The organism is Bradyrhizobium sp. CSA207 (genome assembly GCF_029051685.1).
In the GTDB taxonomy this organism is placed as follows: Bacteria; Pseudomonadota; Alphaproteobacteria; order Rhizobiales; family Xanthobacteraceae; genus Bradyrhizobium.
On the sequence record NZ_JAACFT010000003.1, the window covers coordinates 66,498 to 84,855 of the forward strand.

At 66.0% G+C, this 18,358-nt stretch carries 13 protein-coding genes; 9 read left to right on the plus strand and 4 right to left on the minus strand.

The window, feature by feature from the left end:
• Positions 1-30 precede the first annotated feature (30 nt).
• The gene (locus GWG65_RS03680; protein ID WP_275194015.1) at positions 31-1,014 is read left to right on the plus strand and encodes a threonine/serine dehydratase; all 984 of its coding nucleotides are present in this window, start codon (positions 31-33) and stop codon (positions 1,012-1,014) included.
• A gap of 296 nt (positions 1,015-1,310) precedes the next feature.
• On the opposite strand, the gene GWG65_RS03685 is transcribed toward GWG65_RS03680, so the two are convergent.
• The gene (locus GWG65_RS03685; RefSeq protein ID WP_275194016.1) at positions 1,311-3,131 is read right to left on the minus strand and encodes a caspase family protein; all 1,821 of its coding nucleotides are present in this window, start codon (positions 3,129-3,131) and stop codon (positions 1,311-1,313) included.
• A 193-nt stretch (positions 3,132-3,324) separates the two neighbouring features.
• Here GWG65_RS03685 and GWG65_RS03690 point away from each other — a divergent pair, with 193 nt between their 5' ends.
• Both GWG65_RS03690 and GWG65_RS03695 read left to right on the plus strand, forming a co-directional pair.
• The gene (locus tag GWG65_RS03690) at positions 3,325-3,768 is read left to right on the plus strand and encodes an RbsD/FucU domain-containing protein (RefSeq protein ID WP_275194018.1); all 444 of its coding nucleotides are present in this window, start codon (positions 3,325-3,327) and stop codon (positions 3,766-3,768) included.
• A 61-nt stretch (positions 3,769-3,829) separates the two neighbouring features.
• Positions 3,830-4,225, plus strand: a complete 396-nt coding sequence (locus GWG65_RS03695; RefSeq protein ID WP_275194019.1) for a hypothetical protein — start codon at positions 3,830-3,832, stop codon at positions 4,223-4,225.
• A 301-nt stretch (positions 4,226-4,526) separates the two neighbouring features.
• Here GWG65_RS03695 and GWG65_RS03700 read toward each other — a convergent pair whose 3' ends face one another.
• Positions 4,527-5,873, minus strand: a complete 1,347-nt coding sequence (locus GWG65_RS03700) for a hypothetical protein (RefSeq protein ID WP_275194020.1) — start codon at positions 5,871-5,873, stop codon at positions 4,527-4,529.
• A 75-nt stretch (positions 5,874-5,948) separates the two neighbouring features.
• Here GWG65_RS03700 and GWG65_RS03705 point away from each other — a divergent pair, with 75 nt between their 5' ends.
• Complete coding sequence (locus GWG65_RS03705) at positions 5,949-7,145, plus strand: MFS transporter (RefSeq protein WP_275194022.1); 1,197 nt, start codon at positions 5,949-5,951, stop codon at positions 7,143-7,145.
• On the opposite strand, the gene dgcA is transcribed toward GWG65_RS03705, so the two are convergent.
• Positions 7,115-8,110, minus strand: a complete 996-nt coding sequence (gene dgcA / locus GWG65_RS03710; protein WP_275194023.1) for an N-acetyl-D-Glu racemase DgcA — start codon at positions 8,108-8,110, stop codon at positions 7,115-7,117. The two genes, GWG65_RS03705 and dgcA, sit on opposite strands and share 31 nt — an antisense overlap.
• A 133-nt stretch (positions 8,111-8,243) precedes the next feature.
• Here dgcA and GWG65_RS03715 point away from each other — a divergent pair, with 133 nt between their 5' ends.
• Genes GWG65_RS03715 through GWG65_RS03725 form a run of 3 tightly spaced genes read left to right on the plus strand, consistent with a single transcriptional unit; the run spans position 8,244 to position 11,048 of the window.
• Entirely contained in the window at positions 8,244-9,377 is a 1,134-nt protein-coding gene (locus GWG65_RS03715) for an ABC transporter permease (RefSeq protein ID WP_275194025.1), read from the plus strand.
• Positions 9,378-9,379: 2 nt separating this feature from the next.
• Positions 9,380-10,150 carry an ABC transporter ATP-binding protein gene (locus GWG65_RS03720; RefSeq protein ID WP_275194026.1) on the plus strand — a complete coding sequence of 257 codons (771 nt, stop codon included), beginning with the start codon at positions 9,380-9,382 and terminating at the stop codon, positions 10,148-10,150.
• 16 nt (positions 10,151-10,166) lie between these two features.
• Positions 10,167-11,048, plus strand: a complete 882-nt coding sequence (locus GWG65_RS03725; protein ID WP_275194027.1) for an MlaD family protein — start codon at positions 10,167-10,169, stop codon at positions 11,046-11,048.
• Positions 11,049-11,335: 287 nt separating this feature from the next.
• Here GWG65_RS03725 and GWG65_RS03730 read toward each other — a convergent pair whose 3' ends face one another.
• The gene (locus GWG65_RS03730; protein ID WP_275194028.1) at positions 11,336-16,975 is read right to left on the minus strand and encodes a negative regulator of septation ring formation; all 5,640 of its coding nucleotides are present in this window, start codon (positions 16,973-16,975) and stop codon (positions 11,336-11,338) included.
• A gap of 397 nt (positions 16,976-17,372) precedes the next feature.
• Here GWG65_RS03730 and GWG65_RS03735 point away from each other — a divergent pair, with 397 nt between their 5' ends.
• Both GWG65_RS03735 and GWG65_RS03740 read left to right on the plus strand, forming a co-directional pair.
• Complete coding sequence (locus GWG65_RS03735) at positions 17,373-17,747, plus strand: Hpt domain-containing protein (protein ID WP_275194279.1); 375 nt, start codon at positions 17,373-17,375, stop codon at positions 17,745-17,747.
• Positions 17,748-18,025: 278 nt separating this feature from the next.
• Complete coding sequence (locus GWG65_RS03740; protein WP_045008721.1) at positions 18,026-18,346, plus strand: 2Fe-2S iron-sulfur cluster-binding protein; 321 nt, start codon at positions 18,026-18,028, stop codon at positions 18,344-18,346.
• Positions 18,347-18,358 lie beyond the last annotated feature (12 nt).

Here is an 18,358-nt window from a genome sequence, read left to right on the forward strand (position 1 = left end):
GGCACCTGATCCAACGCGATAACATCTGTTATGACCGAACAGCCCCTTCCGATCGGCCCCGCCGATATCGATGCCGCAGCACGCGTGATCGCGCCTTTTGCCATCCGCACCCCGCTGCTGTCCTTTCCCGTGCTCAACGAGCGCGTCGGCGCAAAGGTGTTCCTGAAGCCGGAGATGCTCCAGCGCACCGGCTCCTTCAAGTTCCGCGGCGCCTTCAACAAGGTGGCCTCGATCCCGCAGGACAAGCGCGCCGGCGGCGTCGTTGCCTTCTCCTCCGGCAACCACGCCCAGGGCGTGGCGGCCGCGGCGAAGATCCTCGACATGCAGGCGACCATCGTGATGCCTGCGGATGCGCCGCTGTCGAAGCGCGAGCGCACCAAATCCTACGGCGCCGAGGTCGTGCTGTACGACCGCGACCGCGACGATCGCGAGGCGATCTCGCGCGGCATCGCCGAGAAGCGCGGCGCCACGCTGGTCAGACCTTATGACGATCCGTTCGTGATCGCGGGGCAGGGCACCGCCGGCCGCGAGATCGCCGAGGACCTGGCGGCGCTCGGCCTCGCGCCCGATATCGTTGTGGCGCCGGCCTCTGGCGGCGGCCTGATCGCCGGCGTCGCGACCGCGGTGAAGGCGCGTTATCCGCTGGCCGAGATCGTGGTGGCCGAGCCGGAGGCGTTCGACGATCACGGCCTTTCGCTGACGGCAGGCCACCGCGAGCCGCATGCGCCTGCGGGCCGCACCATCTGCGACGCGCTGATGGCCTTGATCCCCGGCGAGATGACGTTTGCGATCAATAGCAAGCTGCTGGCGCGCGGCGTCACCGCATCGGATAAGGAAGTCGGCGCCGCCGTCGCGTTTGCCTATCGTGAGCTCAAGCTCGTGGTCGAGCCCGGCGGCGCCGTCGGCCTCGCCGCGCTGCTTGCGGGACGTCTCGACGTCGCCGGCAAGAACGTCGTCATCGTGCTCTCCGGCGGCAATGTCGACGCTGATCTGTTCGCCGAGCTGGTGGCCTGATTCCAATTGAACGGCGCGAGCGAGGGAGCTCGGTTCACCTCTCCCGTGGGGAGAGGTCGGATCGCATCGAAAGATGCGATCCGGGTGAGGGGTTACGGTCTCACCGATCGCTGCGGCCCCTCACCCGGATTGCACTGGACGATGCCTTGCATCGCCAGGTGCAATCCGACCTCTCCCCGCTGGGGAGAGGTAAGGACCGAGCCGCACTCGAGCTGATCTTGTTCTATTTGCCCACATCAAGCAGGGGCAGAGCGTTACCGCTCTGCTCCTTTGTCGTGTGTGCGCTTTCTGCGCGATCAGTGCATGAAGCTCCGGTGGTTGTTGCCGCCGTTCATGCTCGGCGCCTGGTTCATCGACTGCCGGAAGTTGTTGCTGCCGTTGACCATGCGGTTCGGCATCGTGTTGAGTTGCGGGCGGCTGTTCTGTTGGCCGTTTTGGACCTGGATCTTGTTCACCGGATTGTTGTTGAGTTTCACGATACCGGTGTTGCCGTTGTTGATGCGGATCGGGTTGGTCTGCGTCTGAACAGGCTTCACGTCGGCATTCGAGCCGCTCTTGCCGACATTCACCGGCATGCTGACGATCTTGCCGGGGTTGCCATTGGCATTGCCGGAATTTTGGGCATTGCCGGAATTCTGCGTGACGTTGGTCGCGGGCAGCGTGACGATCTTTCCGATGCCGCCATTGTTGGTCGTGGTGTGGGTCGGCGCGGGCAGGGTGACGATCTTGCCCGGCGTCTGCGACGGCGTGCCGTTCTGCTGGTTGCCCGTCGGCAGGTTGATGACCTGACCATTGATCTGGCCGCCGAGCTTGCCGTTGACGTTGCTGTCGACCGGCTTGTGCACGATCGGCTGGTTGCCGTTGATCTGCGCGCCGTTGCCCTGCTGGACCAGCGGCATGTATTTGGGCTGGCCGAGATTTCCGATCTTGAAGGTCGGGTTGATGGTCTGCGGAGCCAGGAACCTGGTCGCCTGCATCAACGGGACCAGCTTCGGCTGCGCCTGGAGCTTCAGCGCGACAGGCGCATAGGGGCTGTTGCTGTAGCTGTCATAGAAGCTCTTGTAGGCGACCGGCGAGTTGGCAAGCACCGTCTTGTGCCAGGCCTGCGAGATCTGGAGGTTGGAGAGCAGCCAGCGGATGTGGTCGCACAGCGGGTCGTGCGGATACATCTGGATGAACTCCTGATAGTATTCAGGGCGGCCTTCGGACACGACGTAGTCATAGGCCTGACGCGTCGAACGGCTCGGCAGATTGGACGCCATCTGCACCACCGGCGCGTTCACCGGCGCACGGTTGGCGGCAACAGCGGTGTCGCCGAAGAAAGTGAAGTCCGAGGTCAGCGACGAGCTTTCCCACGGGATCTGCGCGCCGCTGGTGGTCTGGTTGACCTCCAGCCGCACGCGCTTGAACAGCTGTTCGATCGGCACGTTGGGCTCGCGCGCGACGTTGAGGAAGGCCTGGGTGTAGGGACTGTGGCCGCCGGTGCCGTCCTGCGCTTCCGCGCCCGGCGCCGTCGAGTAACCGACGATCGAGCCGTTCGGCGCATCGACGATGGCAAGGCCGCGACCGGCATCGTTGACGGTCGGGAACGGGTTGTTGCGGCAGGCATCGAGGATGACGATGCGCATGCGGCTCGGGATCGTCTCCAGCGTCGACATCACGTCGACGAGGCGCACGGAATTGTTCACGAGCTCGGTCGGGCTGGAGACCCTGGCGTCGACGGGAACCAGATAGTTCTCGCCGGCGAGCTGCACGCCGTGACCGGCGTAATAGACCATCGCCACCGTGTTGGGGCCGCGTGAAGCGACCTTGGCGGAGAAGTCCTGCACCACGCGCAGCATGTCGTTCTGGGTCAGGTCGGTCGCGGCGACCACTTCGAAGCCGGCCGAGTTCAAGAACTGCGCCATCGACTGCGCGTCATTATCGGGGTTTTGGAGCTGCGGTGCGTTCTGGTAGTTCGAATTGCCGATCACCAGCGCCACCCGTTGCTCCGGGCCCTGCAGCGTGGTCGGGGCAGGCTCGACAGGGGCGACTTGCGCGGAAACAGGGCCGCAGGCGAAGCCGAACAGGCTTCCGAGCAGGCCGGCGGTCATCAGGAAAGGCTTTAGGCGGAACATGGCGTGCTCCTTTGGCACTGATCTCGATACGAGATTGGTTGCGGGCAAGCTTGGCCGCGTTCGAGCCTGGGGTCCGTGATCGCGATCACCATCGTCTCATGCGTGATCTGAATCACGCTGGAACCTGCTATGGTGAACGTTCGCTTGCCGGTTACGCCGTCGAAAGACATGCCTTGGGGAGATAGACCGTCACATGCTGAAATCGATCGATCCGATCCTCACGCCCGATCTGCTCTGGCTGCTGGCTTCCATGGGCCATGGCGACGACCTCGTTGTCGTCGACGCCAATCATCCGGCCACCCGCATCGCGCAGAGCACATTGTCGCGGCGCCTGATCCAGTTGCCGGGCATGGGCATGGAGACCGCCGTGCGCGCCATCATGACGCTCTATCCGCTCGACGATTTCGATCCGGATCCGGTGCGCGTGATGATGCCGGTCGACGATCCCGATCGCGTGCCCGACGTGCAGCGCGCGGTGCTGGCGGAGATCGAACGCGCTGTCGGCCGCCCCGTCAGTCCCGGCAAGCTCTCGCGGCCGGATTTTTATCGCGCGGCGGCGGCGAGCTTTGGCGTCGTGCAGGTCGGGGACAGCAGGGGCTACGGATGCTTCCTGATCAGGAAGGGCGTGATCAGCTAGAGCAAGTTCCGGACAATTCGATTGGTCCGTGATCCTGCAATCGCCTTGCACTCGAATTTGAATGGCCTTCCTGCAACCGACTATCTATCGTGAACTCATGTCGCGCTTCGTGTGTCTCTCTATTGCTATCATTCTGTCGCTGGTGTCGGTCGCAGCTACGGCTGCGCCGATCAAGAAACGGCCGGCGCAAGCCTGGCATGGCTACGGCTTCCTGCCGGGCTATCGCCAGCCGCTGAGCAACAGCATTCCGCTCTACAAGCAGAAGGAGGCGATGCGCCGCCTCTCGCGCAGCGATCGCCGCCACTGGTACATCGATCCGGTCCCCCAATATTACGGCTGGGACGGCGAGTGGCGCTATTTCGGCCGTCCCGGCTTTGGCGGCGGCCGCTACAACGGCGGCAGCTTCGGTCCATGCTGGACACGGACACCGATCGGCGCGGTCTGGAATTGCGGGTGAGGAGCCGGGGCTGATCGCGCGCTCAAAACGACGTTAGGCTCGTCAGTTTGGTGATGGTGGCGCGGGTATGTCCCGAACAGCGACTCGAAACGAGCGTGAATAGCGTTGCGGTGTCGTGCCCCGGCTCTGCGCAGCAGCGCCAAGAAGCGTTACAGCGCGTCCGGGACACGAGAGTGAGCGGCGCTGCTGCCTGATACTCCGTCATTGCGAGCGCAGCGAAGCAATCCAGAGTCTTTCCGCGGAGGGATTCTGGATTGCTTCGCTGCGCTCGCAATGACGGCGTTGATGGGTCCTGCTCGTCTTACGAGAAGAAAGCGATCTTTTCGGCCTGGGTCATGCGGCGGAGCGGGGCCAGCGGATCGTTGGCGGGGGTGCGGGGCTTTTGCAGCATGCCGCTGGCGAGGATGGTGGCGCCGAGTGACTGTTCGGACATGGGCATGGGCGAGGGCATCGGCAGCGTTGCGGCCTGTGCCATCGCCGGCACGGGGCGCTCCATCACCTCGGCGGCGGCCGCTGCGATGGCATCAGTGAGGCGCGCCAGCGATTCCATCGCGATCGGCGCCTCGGCTACCTGCGGCTCTTCCGCAATCGGAGCCGGCGGCTCCGGAATCTCGGCGGCGACCGGCGCTGCGACTTCCGCGACGATCGGCTCGGGCATTGCCGCGGCGATCTCGACCGGCTCGACGATCTCGTCGAAATCCGGATCGGGCGCGGCCATCTCCATCGCGATGCGCTCGAGCACGGCTTCGTCCTCGGCCTCCGCGGCCGCATCGAACGGAAGCTCTTCGGCGGTCTCGGCGAGGGCGGCAGGCTCGTCCTCAGCCGCAGCGAAGCTCTCGTCCACCGCGACATGGCTTTCGGCGATGACCTGCGACGCAACGGAGGCGTCCATCGTCTCCTCGGCAAAGGACATCGCTTCAACGGGCGCGGCGATCTCAACGGCGGCTTCAGACGCCGGAGCCGCGGCGATGTCTTGCAGGGCCTCCGCAAAAGCCGCGGGCGCTTCGCTCGCCATCGCGGCGGGCGCGGTCTCAGCCGGCGGAACGTCCGCCATCGCGGGCGCCTCTTGCGCCGGGGACGGCGGCACCGCCACCTGCGGCGCTGCGCTGTCGTCCGCGTCGGTCTGGGCCACCCGGTCCTTCAAGAGATCGAAAGCGGCCGCAAGGTCGGCGCGCGGGTCGATGCTCAAAACCTGCGTGCAGGCGGTCTCGATGGCGGCGAGCTGCGAATCAATCAGATCGCAGATTCGCCCGTCGGCGCCGATTTCGCGCCAGCGCCAGGAGATCTCCTTGATGATGCGCACCCCGCGCTGGATCGGCCCGGCGCTGGCCTCGATCGCGGCGGGGTCGAACGCCCCGATCGCGATCGTCTCGGCCTCCCGGATGGCGTGGCGGATCTGGACCAGCGCCTCGGGCAAGCGGTCCTCGACGATGGGTTGTCGCTGCGCCGCAAGGGTTTCCTCGATTTTCGCGACCGCATCGAGCACCATGCTGGTGTCGGCATTGCGGTTGCGCCTGGCAAATTCGCCGAGGAACCAGCGGCCGCGCGCAGTCTCCATGAAGGCTTCGCGGATCGCGTCGTAGTCCTGCTCGTTCGGCTCGGCCGCACGGGCAGACATAGGCGAGAGGGCAAATGCTTCAGAGGCCATGTCATTCTCGTCGCGCAAATCACTGCGCGTTACGCTAACGATCACCACGATATCGACCGAATCGCAATTGGTTTGATGGCGCCCGAATCACAAATCCCCATCGCAGCGTCCGAAAAGCGGCGATTCGCCGTGCGGCTGGCGCTGTTCTATTCGGCGGTCTTCGCGGTCTCGGGCACGCATCTGCCGTTCTTTCCGGTCTGGCTGAAAGCGATCGGCATCGACGCCGCCTGGATCGGCATCATCAACGCGCTGCCGGCGATCACGCGATTCACCACGCTGCCTTACGCCACCGCCCTTGCCGAAAAGCGCCATGCCGTTCGCGCCGGCATGATGGTGTCGGTGCTGGCGACCGCGGTGGGCTTTGCGGCGGTCGGCTTGCAGCAGCAGCCGCTGGCGCTGCTCCTGATCTATGCGCTGACCTGCATGATGTGGACGCCGACGATCCCGCTCACCGACGCCTATGCGCTGCGCGGCGTCGCCCGCTACGGCATCGACTACGGGCCGGTGCGGCTGTGGGGCTCGGCGGCCTTCGCCGCCGGCTCGCTTGCCTGCGGCTATCTCGTCGACATCATTGCCGCGCGCGAGCTGATCTGGGTCATCGTCGCGTGGGCTGTCGTGGCAGTGCTCGCCAGCCTGTTGCTCCAGCCACTGGACGATGTGCGGCGCAGGAGCGCGGAGATACCCGCCGGCAAGGCGCTGCTGCGCGATGCCGGCTTCTGGGCCGTCATCCTCTCGGCGGCGCTGATCCAGGGCAGTCACGTCGCCTACTACACGTTCTCGGCCATCAACTGGCAGGCCCATGGCCTTGGCGGGCTGACCATCGCCGGCCTTTGGACGTTGGGAGTGATCGCCGAGATCGTCGTCTTCGCGCTATCGCCGCGCGTTTCGTTGCATCCATCCTCGCTGATGGCGATCGGCGGTGCGAGCGCCGTCGTGCGCTGGGTCGTCACAGCGCACGATCCGCCGCTGGCGCTGCTGGCGGTCGTACAACTCGGGCACGGCCTGACCTTCGGAATGACCATCCTCGGCACCATGAATCTGCTGGTGCAGCGCGTGCCGTCGCATCAGATCGCGCGCGGGCAGGGCTATTATGCCGCGTGCATCGGCTTATTGGGCGCGACGACCTCGATCGCGTCGGGCGCGATCTACGCCCGCATCGGCGACGGCCTGTATTATGTGATGGCCGCGATGGCCGGCCTCGGTGCGCTCCTGATCTGGTCGGCACGGCACCGGCTCAAGGCTCATCCCCAGAGCGAGGAGTCCGGCGGATAGACCAGGCTGTCATCGTAACGCAGCCCATGATCGCGGTCGCGTGCCAGCAGCAGGGGACCGTCGAGATCGACGAAGCGCGCCTGCGGGGTAACCAGCATCGCCGGCGCCATCGATAGCGAGGTGGCGACCATGCAGCCGATCATGATCTCGAAGCCGAGCGCCTGTGCGGCGTCCGCCATCGCGAGCGCCTCGGTGAGGCCGCCGGTCTTGTCGAGCTTGATGTTCACGGCGTCATAGCGCGCGCGGAGCGGCGCGAGCGAAGAGCGGTCATGCACGCTCTCGTCGGCACAGACCGCGAGCGGTCGCTTGATCCGCGCTAGCGCATCGTCCTTGCCGGCCGGCAGCGGCTGTTCGACCAGGGTGACGCCGGCGGCGTCGCAGGCGGCGAGGTTGTATTCCAGATTGGCCTCGGTCCAGGCCTCGTTGGCGTCCACGATCAGCTCCGATTCGGGGGCGGCCTTGCGCACCGCCGCGATTCTGGCGTCGTCGCCGTCGCCGCCAAGCTTGATCTTGAGCAGCGGCCGGTGCGCCGCCCTGGCGGTCGCCGCCGCCATCGCCTCGGGGGTGCCGAGCGAGATGGTGTAGGCCGTGGTGCGCTCGCCCGGCACCGGGCGGTCCAGCAGGCCCCAGGCTCGTAGGCCTGCGGCCTTGGCCTCAAGGTCGATCAGGGCACAATCCAGCGCGTTGCGGGCCGCTCCTAGCGGCATGGCGGATTGCAGGGCCTGCCGGGTGAGACCGCCAGCCACGGCGTCCTGCATGGCCTGGATGGCCGCAAGCGCAGCTTCAGGGGTCTCGCCATAGCGGGGATAGGGCACGCACTCGCCGCGGCCTGTCAGACCGTCCCTTCTGACCTCGGCCACGACAGTCACGGCCTCGGTCTTGGCGCCCCGGCTGATCGTGAAGCTGCCGGCGATCGGGAAGCGCTCGATTCGCGCGCGAAGTGCCGGAACTTTGCTGGAAGTCATTTTGAACTCTGGCGAAATCTGAACCTGCTAGTTACCTGTTGCAACTAACAATGGCCAGTTGGGGTACCTTTTCTAGGCAAGGGCGCGTGCGCATCCATCACTTTTTCTCCGCCCGGGCATGGGAGCGGACATCTTGAGCGGCGATCCGAAGCTGGAACGGATTGCCAAGGGCAATGCGCTGGCACTCTGCGCTACCGGAACCTGGACCGCGAGCTTCGCGCCGGTCCTGGAACGGATGGTCGCGGATGCCGAGAAGCTGGCCGGCGGTTCGCAAAGCATCTTCATCGACGTGTCCGAGGTCGCCAAGCTCGACACTTTCGGCGCCTGGCTAATCGAGCGGCTGCGCCGCAGCCTCACCCAGGGTGCCGTCGAGGCGCAAATCGCGGGACTCTCCGCCAACTATTCGAGCCTCGTCGACGAGGTCCGCCGGGTCAGGGCGACGCCCGTGATCGATACCGGTGCGATCACCATCACCGGCATGCTGGAGCAGATCGGCCGGGCCGTGGCCGGTGTCGCCGGCACGGTGGCAGGCTTGATCGACATGCTCGGCGCGGTGCTCGCGGCGTGCGGGCGCGTGCTAATCCATCCGCGCTCGCTCCGCCTGACCTCGACCGTGCATCATCTGGAGCAGGTCTGCTGGCGCGCGGTGCCGATCGTGGTGCTGATCACCTTCCTGATCGGCTGCATCATCGCCCAGCAGGGCATCTTCCACTTCCGCCGCTTCGGCGCCGATCTCTTCGTCGTCGACATGCTCGGCGTGCTGGTGCTGCGCGAGATCGGCGTCTTGCTCGTCGCGATCATGGTCGCGGGCCGTTCGGGCAGCGCCTACACCGCCGAGCTCGGCTCGATGAAAATGCGCGAGGAGATCGACGCGCTGCGCACCATGGGCTTTGACCCGATCGAGGTTTTGGTGTTGCCGCGCATGCTGGCGCTGGTGCTGGCGCTGCCGATCCTGGCCTTTCTCGGCGCGATGGCCGCGCTCTATGGCGGCGGTCTCGTCGCCTGGCTCTATGGCGGCGTCGAGCCCGAAGCCTTTCTGCTGCGGCTGCGCGACGCCATTTCGATCGACCATTTCATCGTCGGCATCGTCAAGGCACCAGTCATGGCGGCGGTGATCGGCATTGTCGCCTGCGTCGAGGGGCTTGCGGTGCAGGGCAGCGCGGAATCGCTCGGACAGCACACGACATCCTCGGTGGTGAAGGGGATCTTCTTCGTCATCGTCATGGACGGCGTGTTCGCGATCTTCTTTGCCTCCATCGGGATGTGATGATGGCCGGCGAGATCCAAAACCCCATCATCCGCGTCCGCGACATCACCGTGCAGTTCGGCACGACGCGCGTGCTCGACGGCCTCAACCTCGACGTCAAGCGCGGCGAGATTTTGGGCTTCGTCGGCCCTTCCGGTGCCGGCAAGTCGGTGCTGACGCGCACCATCATCGGTCTCGTGCCGAAGGTTGCCGGCCGCATCGAGGTGTTCGGCGTCGATCTGGATGCGTCCAATACGTCGCAGCGCCGCAACGTGGAGCGGCGCTGGGGCGTGCTGTTCCAGCAGGGCGCGCTGTTCTCCTCGCTGACCGTGCGGCAGAACATCCAGTTTCCGATGCGCGAATACTTGCGGGTCTCGCAGCGGCTGATGGACGAGATCACCATCGCCAAGCTCACCATGGTCGGCCTCAAGCCCGAAGTGGCCGAGCGCTTTCCGTCCGAGCTCTCCGGCGGCATGATCAAGCGCGTGGCGCTGGCGCGCGCGCTGTCGCTCGATCCGGACCTCGTCTTCCTGGACGAGCCGACCTCGGGCCTTGATCCGATCGGCGCCGGCGATTTCGACGAGCTGGTCAGGACGCTCCAGCGCACTTTGGGGCTGACCGTTTTCATGGTAACCCACGACCTCGACAGCCTTTACACAGCTTGCGACCGCATCGCCGTTTTAGGGAACGGTAAGATCATTGCGGCAGGGTCGATCGCCGACATGCAGGCCTCGCAGCATCCCTGGCTGAGGCAATATTTCCATGGCAAGCGCGCTCGCGCGGTGATGGGCTGAGGTGCCGGAGTAGCTGATGGAAACGCGGGCAAATTACGTACTGATCGGATCGTTCACGCTGGCGGTGATCGCTGCCGCGATCGGCTTCGTGTTGTGGTTCCAGTCGCTGCACACCACCAAGCAGCGCAGCCCGCTGCGCGTCGTGTTCGAGGGTCCGGCGGCGGGCCTGCGCAACGGCGGCAGCGTCAATTTCAACGGTATCCGGGTGGGCGAGGTGGTCTCGGTGAAGCTCGACAACCCGCGGCGGGTTGTCGCACTCGCCATGGTCGAGAACAATGCCCCGATCCGCAAGGACACCCTCGTCGGCCTCGAATTCCAGGGCCTCACCGGTGTTGCCGCGATCTCGCTCAAGGGCGGCGAGGAGGCGGCGCCCGCGCCGCCGCTCGACGAGGACGGCATTCCGACACTGACGGCCGATCCCAACAAGCTTCAAGACGTCACCGAGGCGATCCGCGGTACGCTCCAGAACATCAACAAGATCGTCGCCGACAATCAGGAGTCGGTGAAGAACTCGCTGAAGAATCTCGAGATCTTCACCAATTCGCTCGCGCGCAACTCCGAGAAGATCGATGGCGTGATGGCCAAGGTCGACGGCGTGGTGCTCAAGGCCGACAGTCTCATGCTCGGCCTCAACACGCTGGCCGGCGGCAAGGATGGCGGCGAACTGTTCCAGGCCGTGAAGTCGATACGCGAGCTGGCCGATGACTTCGACAAGCGCTCCGGCGCACTGATGACTGACGGCCGGCGCACCCTCGGCGACATCAGCCGTGCCGTGAACAATTTCGATCGCAACCCGACCCGCGTGCTGTTTGGCGCCAGCAACAGCGCGCCACCGGCTGCTCCGCCGCCCGCCGAGGCGCCGAAGCCCGCGGCCGCGAACGAGCGCAAGCGGCAGTAGCGGCGAACCCTTCTCCCCTTGTGGGAGAAGGTGGCGCGCGCAGCGCGTCGGATGAGGGGTTCCTCTCCGCGCGCGCATCTCCCTCAGTTGAATACGAGGCGACAACCCCTCATCCGGCGCTTCGCGCCACCTTCTCCCACAAGGGGAGAAGGAAAGGGACTGCGAGGAAGCAGTCTGGATTGCTTCGTCGCAAGGGCTCCTCGCAATGACGGCTCAAACAAAAAACGGAGGCCGCAAGGCCTCTGTTTTCATTCGCTATTCGCTCCTCGCCATTCGCGAGCTTCGTTTTACCCCAGCCGACCCGCCGCATGCGCGAGCAGGGTGTAGACCAGGCCCGTCTCCGAGGTCAGGTGGTTGCGCAGCTCTTGCGGACCGCGGCCGTCGCGGGCGACTTCGTCGAGCAGGCGTTCGAACTCGGCGACGTAGCGGTCGACCGTGCCCTTGAAGTTGCGGTCGGCGCGGTACTTGCGGGCGACCTCGTCAAAGGCCTTCTGGCCGGCGGGCGTGTAGAGGCGCTTGGTGAAGGCCTTGTTCTCGCCACGCTGGTAGCGGTCCCACATCTCGGCGGCGAGGTTGCGGTCCATCAGCCGGCCAATGTCGAGCGATAGCGATTCCAGCGGATTGCCCCCACCCTGCGGCGCTTGCGGCTGCGGAGCGGGTGCAGCGCGGCCGCGCGGGGCCTCACGTCCGGTCGGAGCACCCTGGTTGGCGTCCGTGCGGCTCAAGAGGTCGGAGAGCCAGCCGTCACGGCCCTGGTCGTTGCCGGCGGGTGCGACCGGCGGCGCTTCGGTGCGGCGCGAGGCCGGCATGCCGAGGTCCGGCGGCGGCAGGGTGGAGGCACTGCCGGTGTCGCGCATGCGCGTCTCGGTGCCGCGGCCGCCGACCGCTGCCATCGCCGGCTCTTCCTGGCGCTGCTGCACACTGGCGCGGCCGGTCGTAGTGACGTCGAGGCCGCGGCCATGCTGGGCCACAATGCGGTTGAGCTCGGCGAGCGCCTCGATCTGGTCGACGATCACTTTGCGCATCTGCGCAGTGCTCTCGGCGGCCTCCTGCGGCATCTCGAGCACCCCGCGGCGCAGCTCGTTGCGGGTGGCTTCGAGCTCGTTGTGCATCTCGAACGCCATCTGCTTCATGCTGGAGACGAGGTTGCCGAACTTCTCGGCCGACTGCTTGAACATCGCATCCGCTTCGTCGGTGGTCTGGCGGTAGATGTCGTGCATGGTCTCGATGGTCTGCCGATGCTCCTCTTCGGAGGCCGACCGCACCGCCTCGAACTGGCGGGTGATCGCGGCAGATCCCGCACCGGCAGTCTCCGCCACGACGCGGGCGATGTCGCGGGCGCGCTCTTCGGCGGCGGCAAGCGATTCATCGAGCAGGCCGGTGAAGCGCGACAGCCGCTGGTCGAGATCGGCGGTACGCAGGTCGATCGTGGTGACGAGCGACTCCAGCGCCTGCTTGCGTTCGGCGAGCGAAGCGGTGGTATTCTTGTTGCTCTGCTCGACGACCTGCGCGGCATCGACGAGTGCCTTGCCGTGCGCGTCGAACTGGGTCGACAGCTCGCCGAGATCCAGCAGCGCCTTCGTGGTCTTGCTGTTGAAGACGTTGAGCTGGTCTTCGAGGTTCTGCGTCGCCGCGCCGTTGCGCGAGGTGACGTCGTTCATTGCCGAGACGAAATCGGCAACGCGCGTCACCAGCGCCCGCTCGAGCGAGTTGAGGTTGTCGTGGGCGCCGGTCAGCACCTCCTGGAGCAGGATGTTGCCTTCGCGCAGGCGCTCGAACAGCGCCACCGTGTCGGTGCGCAGGATCTTGCTGGTCTCCTGCATCTCGGTGACGGCCGCGATCGAGACCTGGCGCGACTGGTCGATCGCCGCCCGCGAGGCCTGCTCGAGGTCCTTGAGCGACTTGTTGACCGCACCGGTGGCGATCTCGCTCGCCGAGTTGATCGTGCGGGCCACTTCGGAGCCGTTGCCCATCATCGTCTGCGAGAACGCGTGGCCGCGCGTTTCGATCGACTTCAGCGCGTCGGAGGTGACGCGGTCGATGTCGAGCGTGAGCTGGCTGGTCTTGGAGCCGATCGCATCCACCAGCGAACCGCGCTTGGCGTCGATCATGTTCGCAAGGCGGTCGGACTGCTGCTGCACGTAGGTGACGATCTCGTCGGTCTTGCCGGTCATGGCCTGGCCGAAGCTGCTGCTGGCGGCGAGCACCGAACGCTCGACATCGGCCGAGCTCGACTTGACCCGCGAGCTCGCCTCGTTGGAGGCGTTGATCAGCGCGTTCTGGGCGTTGAGCGCGCTGGTCTGGATGTCGTTGGTCGCATTCGCAGTAGCCGTGCTCAGGGTGCGCTCGATCTCGGTCGAGATGGTGCGGATCTGGCTCGCGGCGTCCGCCGACGTCGAGGTCAGCGAACTCTGCGCCTCGCGTGCGCTGTTGAGGATGGTCGAGGCGGTATCGGCGCCGACCGCGGTCAGGGTGCGCTCGATGTCCGTGGTCAGGGACTTGATTTGGCTCGCCGCATCGGTCGATGCGGAGATCAGCGTGCCCTGGGCCTCGCGCACGCCGCTGGTGAGCGCCTCGATGGTGGCGCCGCCGGCGGTCGCCAGCGCGCGCTGCATCTCGGCCGCGAGCGAGCGGACCTGGCCGGTCTGTTCCGCCGAGACCGCGAGCAGGGTGCTCTGGGCGTCGCGGGCACTGGTCGTGATCGTCTCGGCGGTCATCTGGCCCGCCTGCGACAGCGAGCGATGCACCTCGGCCGCGAGCGACTTGACCTGGCTCGCCGCGTCCGAAGACGCCGTGACCAGGGTGTTCTGGGCCTCGCGGGCGCCGGTCATGATGGTCTCTGCCGTCGAGGTGCCCGCCATCGAGAGCGAGCGCTGGACGTCGGACGACAGCGCCTTGATCTGGTTGGCGGTCTCGGTCGAGGCCGCGATCAGCGTGCCCTGCGCATCGCGTGCGCCGGCGGTGATCGACTCGGCCGTGGCGGAGCCGGCCATCGACAGCGAGCGCTGCACGTCGGCGGTGAGCGTCTTGACGTGGTTGGCCGCGTCCGAAGAGGCGGTGACGAGCGTAGTCTGCACCTCTCGGGCGCCGGCCAGGATGGAGGCCGCGGTTGCCGAGCCTGCCGCCGACAGCGTGCGTTCGACGTCGGCCGACAGCGACTTGATCTGGTTGGACGCATCGCCCGATGCCGCAACCAGGGTCGACTGCGCCTCGCGGGCGCTGCTCAGGATCGAGTTGGCAGCGCCCGTTCCGACCGCGGTGAGCGCGCGCTCTACCTCGGCGGAGGTCATCTTGAGCTGGGCGTTGACGTCGGAGGAGACCGTCATCAGCGACTGCTGGGCGGTGCGCGCGCCGGTCTGGATCGTCTCGCTGGTGTTGACGACGAGGTTGGTGAGCGAACGCTCGGCGTCCTCGACATGCGAGCGGATGGTGGTGGAGATCATTTCGGCGCGGGACATCATGTCCTCGCTGGCCTGGCGTCCGCTGCTCTCGATGCGGCCGGCGACGGCCTCGACGCGCGAGCCGAGCAGGTCTTCGAACTGCGCCACGCGCACGTCTATGTCGTTGGCGACCGCGCCTACCTTGGTCTCGATGGCCTGTTGGATATCCTGGAAGCGCGCGGTGACCGTGTCGGTCAGATGCATGCTGCGGCCGTCGATCACCTCGGTGACGCCGGTGATGCGGCGGTCGACCGCCTCGATCGCCTGCGCGGTGCCGTCCGTGAGCGTCGAGGTCAGGAGGCTGAGGCGCGTGTCGATCGACTGCACGGCCTGCGAGGCGCCGTTCGTTACCGCGGTGGTCAGGTAGGTGAGGCGGGTGTCGATGGACTCGAGCGCCTGCGATGCGCCGCCGGTGAGCGTCGTCGTGAGGTGCGTCAGCCGCGTGTCGATCGTCTGGATCGTCTGCGATGCGCCGTCGGTCAGCGACGTCGTCAGGTGGGTGAGGCGGGAGTCGATCGACTGGATCGCCTGGGTGGCGCCATCGGTCAGCGACGTGGAGAGCGTGTTGAGGCGTTCATCGATGGTCTCGGTCACGGACTTCGTGCGGGTATCGAACGACTGTTCGAGCGCCGCAACACGGCCGCCGAGCTGCTCGTCGAAGGTCTTGATGTGGCTTCCGATGGTGCCGTCGAGGCTGGTGATCTTGCCGTTCAGCGAGGAGTCGAGGTTGCTGACGCGCTCGCCGATCGTGGTCTCGAACTGCACCAGGCGCTGGTCGAGCTGCGCGGTGATCCGACCGCCGTTCGAGGTGAAGCGGGTGTCGAAATTGTCGACATAGGTCTTCAGCGTCTCGGCGATGTCCTGCGTGCGCTGGCCCATGCGCTCGACGATCTCACCGCCGAAAGTCTTCACGGTGCGGTCGAACTCGGAGATGTGGCGCGTAATCAATGCGCCCAGCGTGCCGGAGTCGCGGGCGAACTTCTCGACCAGTTCGGAGCCCTGGTTCTTCACCAGCTCGTCGAACGCGCTCATCTGGAGCGACAGCGAGTCGTGCGCGGTCTCGGTCTGGCTCACGACCTTGGCGACCAGCGTGTTGACGGTAGCGTCGAGGGCCTCGCTCGCCTTGTCGCCGGAGGTCATGATCTGGCTGGCGAGCCGGTTGCCGGCGTCGTCGATCTTGGCAGAGAGGTCGTTGGAGCGCAGCTCGAGCTCGAGCAGCAGCGAGTCGGACGAATTCTTCAGGGAATCGTGCACCTGCTCGGTGCGCTCGGAGATGCCGTCGACGATCGCGGCGGAACGCTGCTCGAACTCGCCGGTGATGCGGTCGATGCGCTCGTTCAGCATCTCATGGACGCGGTCGGCGAGGTCGACGAACTCGTCGTGGACGTGGCCGGTCTTGAAGTTGAGGCTGGTGGTCAGCCGCTCGCTGGCGTCGAGCACAGCGCGCGTGGTCTCGTTGCTGGCTTCCTCGAGACGGTCGAGCAGGTCGCCGCCGCGCTCGCCGAGCGCGAGGATCATGTTGTCGCCGGCGTTGCTCAGTGCCCCCGTGATGTGGGCGCCGCGCTCTTCCAAAGCGCCGGTGATGCTCTTGGCGACTTCGTCGACGCGCGAGGCGATCGCGTCCGAGATCAGCGCGATGTCGTGGCGCAGATCGATCTGCACGCCGGAGATGGCGCTGCGGACCTGCTCGGCCTGGCCGACCAGGTTGTCGCGCTGATGCGCGATGTCCTGGAGCAGCGCGCGGATGCGCACTTCATTGTCGGAATAGGCGCGTTCCAGCGCTGCGACCTCGTTGGCGACCAGCGTCTCGAGCTCGCCGGCGCGCGCGATCGCGCGCTCGATGCCGTCGCCCATCGCAGCGACCTCGCGGCGGATGGCCTGGCCGACGGTGACCATGGAATCGGAAGCCGAACCTTCCGGCTCGGAGAAGCGCATCGCCACCTGCGCCATGGCCTGTGCGATCATGCGCATTTCCTGCCCGCGCCAGACCAGGCTCGCCAGAAAGTAGAACAGCATGATGGGCGCAAAGAACATCGCGACCAGACCGGCGACGACGAGCACGCCGCCGCTCTGGCCCATGGCGGCCTGGATCGAGGGCAGGAAGCCGACGCTCAGCGCGGCGCAGGCTGCAAGCCAGATGCCGGCGAAGATGGTGGCGAAAGTGTAGACGCTGCGGGCAGGGCGGCCCTTCTGAAGCGCCTGGAGCAACTGTCCGATGGTCTCGCGGTCGTCATTGGCGGCGCGGCGCGAGGTCCGGGGCTCCTCCATCGGCTCGAACACCGCCCGCTCGTTGGCGGCCTGACGCGGCTCGAAGGCCGGCTCGTCGAACATCGGAGGCGCCGGCGGCGCCACCTGAGGTGCGGATTCATTACGCATCGACGCGTTGCGGCTGGTGTCCGCGGCGGTGTCGCTGATGTTCAGGGCTTCCTGGATCGCAGAAAGCGCAACTTCTGTGGGGTCTTTGACCTTTTTCGGAGTGTTCGCCATGTTCAGTCCGAGCCCTCGTTACTTGTACGCGTCTCCCCGCGAGCCCTGCGCGCTACGCAAGCCCACAGATCGGATCATGCCGCTTACGCGGATCTCCGAGCCATCCCCACCCGGACGGCTTGTCCGCCAATTTCCGCAACATCCTATTGGCAGAGCGTCGCGAATGAAATGCCCGCGGTTAAGACAATCTTAATCATCGTTAACAGGATTGCGCCCTAACGCCTTAGCAACAAATGAAATTCTCCACCGAACTTGGCCGATTGCGGCGACTTTTCGTCAATAAACCGGCAGAATTACGTAAAACGGCCCAAACATTTCGTTAACCATTTCCGTGCTTGGGTTGGCGGAACCTTGCCGCCGGACCGGCGGAATGTCGCGCGATGCCGGGGTCTGCGCCATGACGCCTGATCTGCAACGGATGGAATGGATGCCCTCGCCCCCGCTTGCGCCCATCGACAGCCCGCTCGATCTCGACCACCTGTCGCGCATGACGCTCGGCGATGCCGAGCTGGAACAGGAAGTGCTGGCGATGTTCGCCGAGCAGGCGGTCAGGCTGGTCGCGGCGATGGCGGCGGTGCCGGCCGAGGCCGGTGCACTCGCGCACAAGCTCAAGGGCTCGGCGCGCGGAATCGGCGCCTTTGCGGTGGCGGACGCCGCCGCCAGCCTGGAGACCGCGATCCGGTCCGGCCATAGCCGGCCCGATGCTTTCGCCGCGCTGAAAGAGGCGGTGGCCGAGGTCCGCGCCGCGATCGAGGCGATCTTGAAGCACTAGAGCCTTTTCCGTTCCGATTGAATCGGAACGGGGCTCTAGATTCTCGTTTTGACGCGTTTTCTTCACGCGAACCGGGGTCCGCTTCGCTAGAAAACGCTCTAGGCCGGGGCCCGCAGGATGCGGGTGGCTTGCGCACCTAGTCTTTTGTTTTGACGCGTTTTCTTCACGCGGACCGGCATCCACTTCGCATCAAAACGCTATGGCGCCGGGCTGATCGACCCGTTATAGGACAGCCCGGACCCTCCTTTATTCCCTAGATCGCGGCAGCACGAGCACACATGGCCAAAATTCACTTTGTCGATCACAAGGGCGAAACCCGTACGGTGGACGTCGAGAACGGCGCGACTGTGATGGAAGCCGCCATCCGCAACAGCATTCCAGGCATCGAGGCCGAATGCGGCGGCGCCTGCGCCTGCGCCACCTGCCATGTCTATGTCGACGAAGCCTGGCGCGAGAAGGTCGGCAGCCCGACGCCGATGGAAGAGGACATGCTCGACTTCGGTTTCGACGTGCGCCCGAATTCGCGCCTGTCCTGCCAGATCAAGGTGTCCGACGAACTCGACGGCCTCGTGGTGGCGACGCCGGAACGCCAGGCCTGAGCATTCTTCTGT

What these genes read in the sequence shown, in the direction of transcription:
- GWG65_RS03685 (WP_275194016.1), bottom strand. Translation starts at nt 3,131, where the DNA reads ATGTTCCGCCTAAAGCCTTTCCTGATGACCGCCGGCCTGCTCGGAAGC.
- GWG65_RS03740 (WP_045008721.1), top strand. Translation starts at nt 18,026, where the DNA reads ATGGCCAAAATTCACTTTGTCGATCACAAGGGCGAAACCCGTACGGTG.
- GWG65_RS03700 (WP_275194020.1), bottom strand. Translation starts at nt 5,873, where the DNA reads ATGGCCTCTGAAGCATTTGCCCTCTCGCCTATGTCTGCCCGTGCGGCC.
- GWG65_RS03705 (WP_275194022.1), top strand. Translation starts at nt 5,949, where the DNA reads ATGGCGCCCGAATCACAAATCCCCATCGCAGCGTCCGAAAAGCGGCGA.
- GWG65_RS03690 (WP_275194018.1), top strand. Translation starts at nt 3,325, where the DNA reads ATGCTGAAATCGATCGATCCGATCCTCACGCCCGATCTGCTCTGGCTG.
- GWG65_RS03720 (WP_275194026.1), top strand. Translation starts at nt 9,380, where the DNA reads ATGGCCGGCGAGATCCAAAACCCCATCATCCGCGTCCGCGACATCACC.
- GWG65_RS03725 (WP_275194027.1), top strand. Translation starts at nt 10,167, where the DNA reads ATGGAAACGCGGGCAAATTACGTACTGATCGGATCGTTCACGCTGGCG.
- GWG65_RS03695 (WP_275194019.1), top strand. Translation starts at nt 3,830, where the DNA reads ATGGCCTTCCTGCAACCGACTATCTATCGTGAACTCATGTCGCGCTTC.
- GWG65_RS03680 (WP_275194015.1), top strand. Translation starts at nt 31, where the DNA reads ATGACCGAACAGCCCCTTCCGATCGGCCCCGCCGATATCGATGCCGCA.
- GWG65_RS03730 (WP_275194028.1), bottom strand. Translation starts at nt 16,975, where the DNA reads ATGGCGAACACTCCGAAAAAGGTCAAAGACCCCACAGAAGTTGCGCTT.
- GWG65_RS03735 (WP_275194279.1), top strand. Translation starts at nt 17,373, where the DNA reads ATGACGCCTGATCTGCAACGGATGGAATGGATGCCCTCGCCCCCGCTT.
- dgcA (WP_275194023.1), bottom strand. Translation starts at nt 8,110, where the DNA reads ATGACTTCCAGCAAAGTTCCGGCACTTCGCGCGCGAATCGAGCGCTTC.